General features: G+C 72.0%; 13 protein-coding genes. 9 read left to right on the top strand and 4 right to left on the bottom strand.

Annotation, left to right across the window (positions count from 1 at the left end):
- Window positions 1-117: 117 nt before the first annotated feature.
- On the bottom strand, window positions 118-399 hold the full coding sequence (locus tag ACFW01_RS23685; protein WP_161330252.1) for a GlsB/YeaQ/YmgE family stress response membrane protein: 282 nt from the start codon (window positions 397-399) through the stop codon (window positions 118-120).
- Window positions 400-660: 261 nt separating this feature from the next.
- On the opposite strand from ACFW01_RS23685, the gene ACFW01_RS23680 reads away from it, so the two are divergent.
- Entirely contained in the window at window positions 661-1,056 is a 396-nt protein-coding gene (locus tag ACFW01_RS23680) for a DUF3099 domain-containing protein (protein WP_234953265.1), read from the top strand.
- A gap of 211 nt (window positions 1,057-1,267) precedes the next feature.
- On the top strand, window positions 1,268-1,513 hold the full coding sequence (locus tag ACFW01_RS23675; RefSeq protein ID WP_384506352.1) for a hypothetical protein: 246 nt from the start codon (window positions 1,268-1,270) through the stop codon (window positions 1,511-1,513).
- Between the two features lie 197 nt (window positions 1,514-1,710).
- Here the strand turns inward: ACFW01_RS23675 and moaA are convergent, their stop codons facing one another.
- From moaA to ACFW01_RS23660, 3 genes are all read right to left on the bottom strand, one after another.
- Window positions 1,711-2,700 (bottom strand): GTP 3',8-cyclase MoaA, encoded by a 990-nt coding sequence (gene moaA / locus ACFW01_RS23670; protein WP_384506349.1) that lies wholly within the window; start codon window positions 2,698-2,700, stop codon window positions 1,711-1,713.
- Between the two features lie 157 nt (window positions 2,701-2,857).
- Entirely contained in the window at window positions 2,858-4,492 is a 1,635-nt protein-coding gene (locus ACFW01_RS23665; RefSeq protein WP_234953271.1) for a cation acetate symporter, read from the bottom strand.
- The gene (locus ACFW01_RS23660) at window positions 4,489-4,863 is read right to left on the bottom strand and encodes a DUF485 domain-containing protein (protein WP_234953273.1); all 375 of its coding nucleotides are present in this window, start codon (window positions 4,861-4,863) and stop codon (window positions 4,489-4,491) included. Before ACFW01_RS23660 ends, ACFW01_RS23665 begins: the two co-directional genes overlap by 4 nt.
- A 266-nt stretch (window positions 4,864-5,129) precedes the next feature.
- On the opposite strand from ACFW01_RS23660, the gene ACFW01_RS23655 reads away from it, so the two are divergent.
- The 7 genes from ACFW01_RS23655 to ACFW01_RS23625 all read left to right on the top strand — a co-directional run bounded on the left by ACFW01_RS23655 (window position 5,130) and on the right by ACFW01_RS23625 (window position 13,481).
- Entirely contained in the window at window positions 5,130-6,671 is a 1,542-nt protein-coding gene (locus tag ACFW01_RS23655; protein WP_384506346.1) for a S8 family serine peptidase, read from the top strand.
- A 76-nt stretch (window positions 6,672-6,747) separates the two neighbouring features.
- Window positions 6,748-8,265 carry a S8 family serine peptidase gene (locus ACFW01_RS23650; protein WP_384506343.1) on the top strand — a complete coding sequence of 506 codons (1,518 nt, stop codon included), beginning with the start codon at window positions 6,748-6,750 and terminating at the stop codon, window positions 8,263-8,265.
- 54 nt (window positions 8,266-8,319) lie between these two features.
- Window positions 8,320-9,327 (top strand): CopD family protein, encoded by a 1,008-nt coding sequence (locus ACFW01_RS23645; RefSeq protein WP_384506340.1) that lies wholly within the window; start codon window positions 8,320-8,322, stop codon window positions 9,325-9,327.
- 108 nt (window positions 9,328-9,435) lie between these two features.
- The gene (locus ACFW01_RS23640) at window positions 9,436-10,440 is read left to right on the top strand and encodes a DEDDh family exonuclease (RefSeq protein WP_384506337.1); all 1,005 of its coding nucleotides are present in this window, start codon (window positions 9,436-9,438) and stop codon (window positions 10,438-10,440) included.
- An 82-nt stretch (window positions 10,441-10,522) separates the two neighbouring features.
- Complete coding sequence (locus ACFW01_RS23635; RefSeq protein ID WP_071528763.1) at window positions 10,523-10,756, top strand: hypothetical protein; 234 nt, start codon at window positions 10,523-10,525, stop codon at window positions 10,754-10,756.
- Between the two features lie 64 nt (window positions 10,757-10,820).
- Window positions 10,821-11,633: an SURF1 family protein gene (locus ACFW01_RS23630; protein ID WP_384506334.1), complete on the top strand. Its 813-nt coding sequence runs from the start codon at window positions 10,821-10,823 to the stop codon at window positions 11,631-11,633.
- Window positions 11,634-11,693: 60 nt separating this feature from the next.
- Entirely contained in the window at window positions 11,694-13,481 is a 1,788-nt protein-coding gene (locus tag ACFW01_RS23625) for a glycoside hydrolase family 15 protein (RefSeq protein ID WP_384506331.1), read from the top strand.
- The last annotated feature ends 3 nt before the right edge of the window (window positions 13,482-13,484 follow it).

Genomic DNA, 13,484 nt, shown 5'->3' with positions numbered 1-13,484 from the left:
CTACAACCCCCCCGGGGGCGGGTGGAGCGACCGGGGGCTGGACGGGCGGGGTCGGGGGCGGGCCGCGGCCGCCGGGGGGGGCGGCCCCCGCCGCCGTGCCGTACGGGGTGCCTGCCGTCAGGCGCGTCCGCGCTTCTTGTTGCCGCGCACCGCCATGTAGGCCGCGTCGCCGAGGGCGACGATGATGACCGCGGCCACCAGCTGGAACAGGTGCCGCCACCAGTCGATGCCCGAGGTCTCGTCCACCCCGGCCGCGCGGGCGACCGCGTTGCCGACGATCGCGCCGAGGATGCCGAAGATGGTGGTCAGCCACAGCGGGCTGTGCTGCTTCCCGGGGATGATCGCCTTGGCGATGATTCCGAGCACGAATCCGACGATGATCGCCCACAACCAGCCCATGACTGCCTCCTCGTACGGCTCCACGCGAGCATTGCCGCCAGTCTTCGGCCGTACCGCGAACGGCGCACGCCGGATACGGCCGAACGGGGCCCCGCGGCCGTGCCGGCCGGCGCTGACCGGCCGCGCGCCGAGTGGGTGCCCCGGTCTCGTGGGCGGCGCGGGGGCGGCGTAACGTGGTGACTTGTCCGGGACCGGTGTCCCCGAGCGGCCACGGACGGGAGCGGGGCGGGGACGGTCCGATCGGGCGGATGGTGGAACCAGATGCGGAAGCACAGTGCCGGCGGCGTCGAGGTGTTCCGGATCACCGGTGCCCGGACGGGCCTCCAGGAGGACGTGCGCGCGCGGCAGCGCCGGTACGTGATCTCGATGTCGGTGCGCACCGTGTCGGTGGTCCTCGCGGCCTGCCTGTGGAACGTGGAACGCCACGTCGCGATCGTGGCGCTGGTCCTCGGTGTGGTCCTGCCGTACATCGCGGTCGTGATCGCCAACGCCGGGCGCGAGAACGCGCCATCTTTGCCGTCGACGTTCGTGACGCCCCAGACGCCACCGATGATCTTGCCGCCGCGGGCGGACGACGCCTCCGCGGAGTCCGTCCCCGAGGACGCTGTGCCGGATCCGTCGCCGGGGGCGGCGGGCGAGTCGCGCGGCCGGCCGTGACCTCGCGGCGCCCTCCGGCGGGGGCGTTCATTCCGCGCCAGGCCGAAGAACTGCTGAGATGAATCGTGCTGTTCCGGTGCCGGGCCATGGGTGACCCATGACATACTTCCTAGGCGCTCCGCATCCCCCGTCGGAGCGACGGACCGACGCCGGGCAGCTCCCCCCGTGGCTGCTCGGCGTCGCCTTTTGTGTGAACCTGTGAGACGAGCCTGTGAGTGACGACACCGCCCCGGACAACGCTCCGGAGGCCGCCCCCATCTGCTCCGCCAAGGGCTGCCGCACGGCCGCCGTGTGGGTGCTGGCGTGGAACAACCCGAAGATCCACACGCCCGAGCGGCGCAAGACGTGGATCGCCTGCGACGAGCACCGGGAGCATCTGTCGCAGTTCCTCGGAGTGCGGGGCTTCCTCAAAGACGTGGTCCCGCTGACCGAGTGGGAGCCCCCGGAGCCCTCCTAGGTCCCCGCGTCCGACACCGCCGCTAGGGCCTGTCCGACAATTCCCGTCTGCCTCGCGACGCCATGCACGCACTCTCGCCGCACCGGGCGCAGAGCCAAGTACATCCAGTACGAGGCTCTACGCCCGGCACGGCGAGAGCACGCACCTGACGCCGCGAGGCCGCCCTCCGGGCGACGACGGGAATGGTCAGACAGGCCCTAGCCCCCGATCGCCGACATCGGCCGGTCGGGCTGCACGAAGGTCGGGTCGTCGAGGCCGGCGCCGGCCTTCTTGCCCCACATGGCGAGGCGCCAGATACGGGCGACCTCCTCGTCGGGGGCGTCGGAGCGCAGTGCGGCGCGCAGGTCGGTCTCCTCGCGGGCGAACAGGCAGGTGCGCACCTGGCCGTCGGCGGTCAGGCGGGTGCGGTCGCAGGCCGAGCAGAACGGGCGGGTGACGGAGGCGATGACGCCGACGCGGTGCGGGCCGCCGTCCACGACCCAGCGCTCGGCGGGGGCCGAACCGCGCTCCTCGGACCCCTCGGCGGTCAGCTCGAAGCGGGTGCGCAGGGACTCCAGGATGTCACCGGCGGTGACCATCCCGTCGCGCTTCCAGCCGTGCTGGGCGTCCAGGGGCATCTGCTCGATGAACCGCAGTTCGTAGTCGTGCTCGACCGCCCAGGCGAGCAGGTCGGGGGCCTCGTCGGCGTTGAGCCCCGGCATCAGGACGCTGTTGACCTTCACCGGGGTCAGCCCGGCGTCGCGGGCGGCCGCCAGGCCCTCCAGGACGTCCTTGTGGCGGTCCCGGCGGGTGAGGGTCTTGAAGACGTCGGGGCGCAGGGTGTCCAGCGAGACGTTGACCCGGTCCAGGCCCGCGGCCTTCAGGGCCGTCGCCGTGCGCCTGAGGCCGATGCCGTTGGTCGTGAGGGACATCTGGGGGCGCGGGGCGAGGGCGGCGACGCGCTCGACGATGCCGACCAAGCCGGGGCGGAGCAGCGGCTCCCCGCCGGTGAAGCGGACCTCCTCGATGCCGAGGGAGGTGACCGCGATGTCGATGAGGCGGACGATCTCGTCGTCCGTGAGCAGGTCGGGCTTGGCGAGCCACTGGAGGCCCTCTTCGGGCATGCAGTAGGTGCAGCGCAGGTTGCACCGGTCGGTGAGCGAGACCCTCAGGTCGGTGGCCACTCGGCCGTAGGTGTCGATGAGCACGTGGGCCCCCTCCCTCGACGCGGATCGGCGGAGCGCTTGGCTCCTGCTACACCTGCGAGCCTACGTGACCGGTCCGACATCCACAGGGGCCCGATCCCTACGACGTGCGGCGCGGCCCCGTCGTAGGGATCTACGACGGGGCCGCGGACGAGGCTGATCAGTGCGCTCCGGTGCCGGTCAGGGAGCGGACCTCCAGCTCGGCGTACTTCGCCTTGTCGGGTTCCTCCTTGGACAGGACCGTGCCGAGCCAGCCCATCAGGAAGCCGAACGGGATGGAGATGATGCCCGGGTTCTTCAGCGGGAACCAGGCGAAGTCGACGTCCGGGAACATCGCCTTCGGGTCGCCGGAGACCACCGGCGAGAACAGCACCAGGCCGACGGCGACGATCAGGCCGCCGTAGATCGACCAGAGGGCGCCCTGGGTGGTGAAGCGCTTCCAGAAGAGGCTGTACAGGATGGTCGGCAGGTTGGCGGACGCGGCGACGGCGAAGGCCAGGGCGACCAGGCCGGCCACGTTCAGGTCGCGGGCGAGGGCGCCCAGTCCGATGGAGACGACGCCGATGAAGACGGTCGCCCAGCGGGCCGCCCGCATCTCCTCCCGCTCGGTGGCCTTGCCCTTGCGGATGACGTTGGCGTAGATGTCGTGCGCGAAGGACGAGGACGAGGCGAGGGTGAGGCCGGCGACCACGGCGAGGATGGTGGCGAAGGCCACCGCCGAGATCGTGGCCAGCAGGATCGCGCCCCAGGCCGAGTCGACGCCGCCCACGTGCAGCGCGAGCAGGGGGGCGGCCGTGTTGCCGGACGGGTTGGACGCGATGATCTCGTCCTTCCCGACCAGCGCGGCGGCACCGAACCCGAGGGCGATGGTCATCAGGTAGAAGGCGCCGATGATGCCGATCGCCCAGTTCACGGACTTACGGGCGGCCTTGGCGTTGGGCACCGTGTAGAAGCGGATCAGGATGTGCGGCAGGCCGGCGGTGCCGAGCACCAGGGCGATGCCCAGGGAGATGAAGTCCAGCTTGGTGGTGCCGCTCGTGCCGTACTGGAGGCCGGGCTCCAGGAAGGCGGCGCCCGCGCCGCTGTTCTCCGCGGCCTTGCCGAGCAGGTCGGAGATGTTGAAGTCGAACTTCAGCAGCACCAGGAAGGTGATCAGGATGGTGCCGCCGATCAGCAGCACGGCCTTGACCATCTGGACCCAGGTGGTGCCCTTCATGCCGCCGATGGAGACGTACACGATCATCAGGATGCCGACGAGGGCGACGATGAGGATCTTGCCGGCGTCGGAGGTGATGCCGAGCAGCAGCGAGACCAGGACGCCGGCGCCCGCCATCTGGGCCAGCAGGTAGAAGATCGAGACGACGATCGTGGAGGTGCCGGCGGCGGTCCGCACGGGGCGCTGGCGCATCCGGTACGCGAGGACGTCACCCATGGTGTAGCGGCCGGAGTTCCGCAGCGGCTCGGCCACCAGGAGCAGGGCGACCAGCCAGGCGACCAGGAAGCCGATGGAGTACAGGAAGCCGTCGTAGCCGAAGAGGGCGATCGCGCCGGCGATGCCGAGGAAGGACGCGGCGGACATGTAGTCGCCGGAGACGGCGAGGCCGTTCTGGAAGGCGCTGAACTGGCGGCCGCCCGCGTAGAAGTCGGCGGCGTCCTTGGTCTGGCGGCCGGCCCAGACGGTGATGCCGAGGGTGGCGAGGACGAAGACCGCGAACAGGGTGATGATCAGCGGCCGGTGCTCGCTGGCCTCGTTGGCGGCCAGCTCGGCGGCGAGAACGGTCTGTGCGGGGCTCATGCGCCGCCCTCCATCCGGGACTTGATGGCCTCGGCCTTGGGGTCGAGCTTCGCGGCGGCGTGCCGCGAGTACCACCAGGCGATGAGGAACGTGGTGACGAACTGGGCGATGCCGAAGACGAAGGCGACGTTGATGTTGCCGAACAGCTTGGTGCCCATGAAGCCGCCGGCGTAGTTCGACAGCAGCACGTACAGCAGGTACCAGACGACGAACGCGATCGTCAGCGGGAACGCGAAGGAGCGGAAGGAGCGGCGCAGTTCGGCGAACTCAGCGCTCTGCTGCACTTCGGAGAACTCCTCGGCGGAGGGGAGTCGGTGTTCCTCTTGCGAGGGGGGCTCCTCTTTCGAGGGGGGTGGTGCGTCGGTGGCCACGGAGTCTCCTCGTACGACGGACATGACGGCTTGGACCTCGGTGTTCTCACTGGGAGCTGGTGGTGCTCGGGCTCCCTGCCCAACGACACGGCGCCCCACGGGGACCGGTTCAACGCCCGGGCCACTTTCCGAAGTCACCCTCGGTGGGTCATTGCTGGCCAGCGACTCGGGGGGATAGCTTCGCCCTGCACCACTCCGTCATGTACCTGCCCGAGCACAACCCGTGTCTCGGGCCGGTTCTCGTTACCGGATGATGTGGAGACCCCATGGATCATCTGCGTTCCCCGCGTTCCAGACGCAGGCTCGCCCTCGCCGTGCCGGTCGTGCTCTCGCTCACCGCGTCGCTCGGCTTCCTGCCCGCGGCCGCGCAGGCGGCCCCGGACGCGCGGGCCGGCCAGAGCGCGGCAGCCGAGGCGCCGAGGCTGGCGTACGTCGTCAACACCCGCACGGACCACCGGACGATCGCGTCCGTCAAGCGCGCGATAGCCAGGGCGGGCGGCACCGTGGTCGCCGCGTACGACAGGATCGGCGTGATCGTCGCCCACTCGGCCGAGCCCGGCTTCGCCGCCGCGATGCGCGAGGTCCGGGGCGTGCGGTCGGCGGGCGCGACCCGCACGGCGCCGCTGACCGCCGCCGCGACGACGGACCAGGGCGCCGCCCAGCCGCTCACGGCCGAGCAGGCCGCGCGGACCGCGCGGGCGTCCGGGGCCGCGGGAGCGGGCGAACCGCTGGAAGCGGACCAGTGGGACCTGCGCGCGATAGGCGCCGACAAGGCCGCGAAGATCAACCCGGGCAGTTCCCGCGTCACCGTCGCCGTGATCGACACCGGCGTCGACGACACCCACCCCGATCTCGCCCCGAACTTCTCCGCCTCGCAGTCCGCCAACTGCGTCGGCGGCAAGGCGGACACCAGCGCGGGCGCCTGGCGGCCGTACACCGCCGATGACTACCACGGCACCCACGTGGCCGGTGAGATAGCCGCCGCCCGCAACGGCATCGGCGTCGCCGGTGTCGCACCGGGCGTGAAGGTGTCGAGCATCAAGGTGAGCGACCCGGACAACGGGCTCTTCTACCCCGAGAACGTCGTGTGCGCGTTCATGTTCGCCGCCGACCGGGGCGTGGAGATCACCAACAACAGCTACTACGTGGACCCGTGGCTGTACAACTGCATGGACGACCCCGACCAGCGCGCGATCGTCGACGCGGTCAACCGGGCCCAGCTGTACGCCCAGCGCAAGGGCACCCTGCACCTCGCCTCCGCCGGCAACTCCAACCACGACCTGGACTCCGACGCGATCGTCGACGACTCCAGCCCCGACGACTCCACGCCGGTGACGCGGACGATCGACCCGCACGAGTGCTACGACGTGCCGACCCAGCTGCCGGGCATCGTCACGGTCAGCGCCACGGGTGTCGACAAGGAGAAGTCGTACTACTCCTCGTACGGCGAGGGCGTCGTGGACGTCGCCGCGCCGGGTGGTGACGGGCGCTACCAGATCCCGGACACGCCGTCGAAGAACGGCCGCATCCTGTCGACCATGCCGAACAACGCGTACGGCTACCTCCAGGGCACCTCGATGGCCTCGCCGCACGCGGCGGGCGTGGCCGCGCTGCTGAAGTCGAAGCACCCCTGGGCGTCTCCCGCGCAGTTGCAGTGGCTGCTGAAGGCCCAGGCGGACAACCCGGGCTGCCCCGACTCCTACGACCAGGACGGCGACGGCGCGCAGGACGCGACGTGCGAGGGCGGCGGGCGCGTCAACGGCTTCTACGGCTTCGGCATCGTCAACGCGCTCCGCGCGGTGAAGTGACCCGCCCGGCACCGGCCCCCCTCCACCTTCCTTCCCGTCACGCACCGGTTTCAGCAACGAACTGGAGACACCGCACATGACAGCACCACTCACGCGTCACCGCCGCGCCCTCGCGATCCCGGCCGGCCTGGCCGTGGCCGCCTCGCTGGCGTTCCTGCCGGGCAACCCGGCCGCCGCGGCGGAGGCCGCCCCCTCCTCCGCGACGGACGCGACCTCGCTCAGCTACGTCGTCAACGTCTCCCCCGGGCACGGGCCTTCGGCGTCCGTGCGCAAGGCGATAGCCAGGGCCGGCGGCACGATCGTGACGTCGTACGACCGGATCGGCGTGGTGGTCGTCCACTCCGCGAACCCGGACTTCGCCACGTCCGTCCGCAAGGTGCGGGGTGTGCAGTCGGCCGGTGCCACGCGTACCGCGCCGCTGCCCTCGGCTGCCACGACCGACACGGGCGCGCCGAAGGTGCTCAGCGGCAAGGAGATCGCCGCCGCCGAGGCCGCCGAGGGCCAGGACCCGCTGCAGGGCCTCCAGTGGGACCTGCCCGCCATCAAGGCGGACAAGGCGCACGAGAAGACGCTGGGCAGCAAGAAGGTGACCGTCGCCGTCATCGACACCGGCGTGGACGACACCCACCCGGACATCGCCCCGAACTTCGACCGGGACGCGTCCGTCAACTGCGTCTCGGGCAAGCCGGACACCACCGACGGCGCCTGGCGGCCGGGCGCGGCGGAGAGCCCGCACGGCACGCACGTGGCCGGTGAGATCGCCGCCGCCAAGAACGGCGTCGGCATGACCGGTGTGGCGCCCGGGGTGAAGGTCTCCGGCATCAAGGTGTCCAACCCCGACGGCTTCTTCTACACCGAGGCCGTGGTCTGCGGCTTCGTGTGGGCGGCCGAGCACGGCGTCGACGTGACCAACAACAGCTATTACACCGACCCCTGGTACTTCAACTGCAAGGACGACCCGGACCAGAAGGCGCTCGTCGAGGCCGTCACCCGGGCGTCGCGGTACGCGGAGAAGAAGGGCGCGGTCAACGTCGCCGCGGCGGGCAACGAGAACTACGACCTCTCCGCCGACGAGATCACCGACCCGTCCTCCCCGAACGACACGACGCCCGGCGACCGGACCGTCGACCCGTCCGAGTGCCTGGACATCCCGACCCAGCTGCCGGGTGTCGTCACGGTCGCGTCGACCGGCGCGAAGGGCCTCAAGTCGTCGTTCTCCAACCACGGTCTGGGCGTCATCGACATCGCCGCGCCCGGCGGTGACTCGACGGCGTACCAGACGCCGGCGCCGCCCGCCACCAGCGGCCTGATCCTCGGCACGCTGCCCGGCGGCAAGTGGGGCTACATGGCCGGTACGTCGATGGCCTCGCCGCACGTCGCGGGCGTCGCCGCGCTCATCAAGTCGACGCACCCGTACGCCCCGCCGGCCCTGGTCAAGGCGCTGCTGTACGCGCAGGCCGACGCCACGCCGTGCACCAAGCCGTACGACATCGACGGCGACGGCAAGGTCGACGCGGTGTGCGAGGGCTCGAAGAACCGCAACGGTTTCTACGGGTGGGGCATGGCCGACGCGCTGGACGCGGTGCGCTGGTAGCGGGTATCCACCGGGGAACTTGCCCGGATCTGGGGACTTGGTGAAGATCCTGGGGTGACCCCGACCCGACCCAAGTCCCGGACCACCGGTACCGGACGGCACGCGACGCCCTCCGGTACCGGCCGGACCGCGGCCGTACTCGCGCTGGTGGCGCTGGCCGCGCTGATACCGGTGCTCGGCCCCTCCCCCGCCCTGCGCGGCACGGGAGAGGCCGAGGCACCGGGCACCGGCGGCATCGCGCTGCTGCGCGCGGTGCTCTTCGCCGCGCTGAGCGTGCCGCTCGGCGAACTGCTCGTGAACCGGCTGGCCCGGTCGCTGCCCGGCGCGCCCCCGAAGCGGCCCCGCAGCTGGTCGCCGTACGCGGCCGCGGTCGGTTTCGTCGCCGCCCTCGGGCTGGCGTCGGTCGTGGCGACGGGCAACCTGGTGCCGGACGGCGCCGCCGACATCGACGTGGGCGGTCTCTACGCCTCCCGGGACGGCAAGCTCGCGCTGCTGGAGGTCAACGGGTTCCTCGCGGCGGGTCTCTGCGCCGCCTCGCGCCGCCCCGGCAGGCAGGTCTGGCCGCTGGCCGCCGTGGTCGTCGCGGAGGCGCTGCGCGCCCACCCCACGACCGAGTACAGCCCGCTGCTGGGCTCGGCCCTCACCCTGGTCCATCTGACGTGCGCCTCGCTGTGGGCGGGCGGTCTGCTGTACGCCCTGCGGACGCTGCGGCGGTGGCGGGGCACCGAGACGGGTCCGGCGCTGCTGGGGCTCTACGCGCGCGTGGCGGCCGTTCTGCTCGCCGCCCTCACGGCGACCGGGGTGTGCAGTTCGCTGCGCCGGATGGAGCCGGGCACGATCGTGGACCAGTTGACGGACACGGCGTACGGGCGGGTGCTGCTCGCCAAGGTGCTCCTGGTGGCCGCCGTCGCCGCCCTCGCCCTGTGGGCCAGGATCCGGCTGAGCCGCGCGGCGGACCCGCTGACGGCCTGCTCCCCCGCGCGCGCGGAGGTCGTCGCGCTGGGGGCGGTGGTCGCGGTGTCGGGTCTCCTGACGGCCCTTCCGGTACCGATCCGGTGGTGAGCAACCCCGCCCGGCGGTGGAGAACTTGACGGAGGAACCGTTTCGCCGGTGTCCCGGGCGGCACCTCCGGCACCGCGGTGTCGGTCGCGGCCCGTATCCTCAGTGACCATGCTCGAAGACCGTACGACCGCGGCGCCGTCCGCGACTGCCTGGCCGGCCGCGTATCCGCGGGGATACGCGGTCGTCGACGTGGAGACCACCGGCCTGGCCCGCGACGACCGCATCATCTCCGCCGCCGTGTACCGGCTGGACGCGCGCGGCGACGTCGAGGACCACTGGTACACCCTGGTCAACCCGCAGCGGGACCCGGGTCCGGTGTGGATACACGGTCTGACGAGCGACGTACTGCGGGACGCGCCGCTCTTCCCCGACGTCGCCGAGGAGTTCGCGGCCCGGCTCGACGGGAGGGTCCTCGTCGCGCACAACGCGGTCTTCGACTGGCAGATGATCGCCCGCGAGTACGCCCGCGCGCGGCGTGAGGCGCCGGTGCGTCAACGGCTGTGCACCATCGCGCTCTCGAAGGAACTGCGCCTGCCCCTGCCCAACCACAAGCTGGAGTCGCTGGCCGCCCACTACGGCGTCGTCCAGCAGCGGGCGCACCACGCGCTGGACGACGCGCGGGTGCTGGCGGAGGCGTTCCGGCCGAGCCTGGCCGCGGCGGCCGCCGGGGGCGTCCGGCTGCCGCTGCACGAGTGCCGGCCGCTGACCGAGTGGTCGGACCGGCCCGCGCCCCGCATCGGGCAGCAGGCGGGGCACGGCTCCTACCGGCCGAACAGCTGGCGCCCCTCCCGCAAGAGGCCCGCCTGCCCGTATCCCAACCCGGGCCGGTACGAAGCGGGCAAAAGACTCAAGCAGGGCATGCGGGTCGCCTTCTCGGGTGACACCTCCGTGGAGCGCGACCTGCTGGAGGACCGGGCGGCCGAGGCCGGGCTGCACGTCGCCACCAGCCTGTCCCGGCTGACCAGCCTGCTGGTCACCAACGACCCGGACTCGGGCACCTCCAAGGTGGTCAAGGCCCGGCAGTACGGCACGCCGGTGGTGGACGAGGCGGCGTTCGGACAGCTGCTCGCGGACGTCGAGGCGGCGGACGCGGCCCCGGGACGGGGGCACTGACCGGCCGTACGGACGGGTGATTCCCGGCGACTCGCCCGGCGTCCGCTCGCCCGTGTGGCGACGACGGCCCACCCTGTGGCGCATGGCGACATGTGAAGTCTGCGGCAACAACTACGGAATGACCTTCGAGGTCCACGCCCAGGGAGCGGTGCACGTCTTCGACTGCTTCTCCTGCGCGATCCACCGGATGGCACCCATCTGCGAGCACTGCCGGGTACAGATCATCGGCCAGGGCGTCGAGGTCGAGGGCCACTGGTACTGCGGCGCCCACTGCGCCCGCGCGGAGGGGAGGGCGGGGATCGTCGACAAGGTCTGAGCCCCGGCCCGCGCAAGCCCCACCCGCCGCGTCGCGCCCCACGACCGAGTTGTACCGTCGTGGGGTGTACCGGTTCCTGTTGTCCCGCCAGTGGGTGATCCTCACCCTCGTGGCGCTCGCGCTCATCCCGACGATGATCGAGCTGGGCTTCTGGCAGCTGCACCGCCATGAGCACAGGGTCGCGCTGAACAAGGTGATCGCCGACTCCCTGGCGGCCCGGCCCGTACCGGCCGAGACCATGACCTCACCCGGCGCGAGGGTCGGCGACGACGACCTCTACCGCCGGGTGACGGCCAAGGGGCACTTCGACACCGCCGAGGAGGTCGTCGTGCGCCGCCGCACCAACGCGGACGACCGCGTCGGCTACCACGTCCTCACCCCGTTCGTGCTGGACGACGGCAAGGTGCTGATGGTCAACCGGGGCTGGATCCCCTCGAACGGCGCCAGCCAGACCGCCTTCCCCGAGATTCCGGCGCCCCCGGCGGGCGAGACCACCGTCACCGGCCGGCTGATGCCCGACCAGACGACCGAGGACAGCGGCATCAAGAACGTCGCGGGTCTGCCCGACCGCCAGGTCATGCTCATCAACAGCGAGCAGCAGGCGGAGCGCCTCGGCAAGCAGGTCCTCGGCGGCTACGTCGAGATGACCGAGCCGAAGCCCGCGGGCGACACCCCCGAGCTGATCGCGGAGCCCGACCACGACAGCATCGGCAACCACATGGCGTACGCCGTCCAGTGGTGGCTGTTCGCCGCCGGTGTGCCGATCGGCTGGTTCGTGCTGGCCCGCCGCGAGGTCCGGGACCGGGCCTCCCAGGACGGCGAGGGCGACGAGGGCGAGGACGAGACCGAGGAGGCCGCGGAGCCCGCCGCGGTGTAGCCGGACGGCAGCCGGACGGCGGGGCCGATTGCGCCCCTCCCGGTCGGGAAGACGTTTCCCGTGCACACCGACATCGAGGACTACGCGCTCATCGGCGACCAGCAGACCGCCGCCCTGGTCTCCACGGACGGCTCCGTGGACTGGCTCTGCCTCCCCCGCTTCGACTCGGCGGCCTGCTTCGCCAAGCTCCTGGGCGACGAGGACAACGGCCACTGGCGCATCGCGCCCAAGGGCGCCGAGCGCTGCACCCGGCGCGCCTACCGCCCGGACACCCTCGTCCTCGACACCGAGTGGGAGACCGAGGACGGTTCGGTCCGGGTCACCGACCTCATGCCCCAGCGGGACCGCGCCCCGGACCTGGTCCGTGTCGTGGAGGGCCTGAGCGGCGAGGTCACGCTGCACAGCGTGCTCCGGCTGCGCTTCGACTACGGCTCGGTCGTCCCGTGGGTGCGCAGGTCCGACGGGCACCGGGTGGCCGTCGCCGGGCCGGACTCGGCGTGGCTGCGCAGCGAACCCGAGGTGCGCAGCTGGGGCGAGGACTTCGGAACGCACTCGGAGTTCACGGTCGCCGCGGGCGAGAAGGTCGCGTTCGTGCTGACCTGGCACCCCTCGCACGAGCAGCGTCCGCCGCTGATCGACCCGTTCGTCGCGCTGGAGCACAGTGTCGAGGACTGGCGGGAGTGGGCCGCGCGATGCCGCTACGACGGTCCGCACCGGGACGCCGTGGTCCGCTCCCTGATCACGCTCAAGGCGCTCACCTACCAGCCCACCGGCGGCATCGTGGCCGCCCCCACCACCTCGCTGCCCGAGGAGCCGGGCGGCGTGCGCAACTGGGACTACCGCTTCTGCTGGCTGCGCGACTCCACGCTCACTTTGGGCGCCCTGCTGTCGGCCGGGTACCTGGAGGAGGCCGAGGCATGGCGCGACTGGCTGCTGCGCGCGGTCGCGGGCAGCCCGGAGGACCTCCAGATCATGTACGGCCTCGCGGGCGAGCGGCGGCTGCCGGAGTTCGAGCTGCCGTGGCTGTCCGGCTTCGCCGGGGCCGCCCCCGTACGGATCGGCAACGACGCGGTGAACCAGCTCCAGCTGGACGTGTACGGCGAGGTCATGGACTCCCTGTCGCTGGCCCGGCGGGCCGGCATGCATCCGCAGCCCCAGATGTGGGAGCTGCAGTGCGCGCTGATGGACTTCCTGGCCACCGCGTGGCGGGAGCCCGACGAGGGGCTGTGGGAGGTGCGCGGCGGACGCCGGCAGTTCGTGCACTCGAAGGTGATGACGTGGGTGGCCCTGGACCGGGCGGTGCGCACGCTGGAGGACCATCCCGAGCTGGGCGGCGGTGACCTGGAGGGCTGGCGCGCGCTGCGCGAGGAGGTGCACCGCGAGGTGTGCGAGAAGGGGTACGACCCGGAGCGGAACACCTTCACCCAGTCCTACGGCTCGCGGGAGCTGGACGCCTCGCTGCTGCTGGTTCCGCGCGTGGGCTTCCTGCCCGCGGACGACCCGCGGGTGGTCGGCACGGTCGACGCGATCGGCGCGGAGCTGACCCGGGACGGCCTGGTACGCCGCTACAGCACCGAGGGGGAGCCCGTCGACGGGCTGCCGGGCGGCGAGGGGACGTTCCTCGTGTGCTCGTTCTGGTACGCGGACGCGCTGCACGCCACCGGCCGGACGAAGGAGGCCCGGGCACTGTTCGAGCGGCTGGTGGCGCTCACCAACGACGTGGGGCTGCTGGCCGAGGAGTACGACCCGGCGGCCGGAGGTCAGCTCGGCAACTTCCCGCAGGCGTTCAGCCACGTCGGTCTGGTGAACACCGCCCTCGCCCTGTTCGGGGAGGAAGGGGCAGGATAGGAC

The sequence above is a fragment of the Streptomyces sp. NPDC058985 genome (assembly GCF_042740985.1).
GTDB lineage: Bacteria > Actinomycetota > Actinomycetes > Streptomycetales > Streptomycetaceae > Streptomyces.
This window is presented reverse-complemented; position numbering and strand designations above follow the sequence as displayed.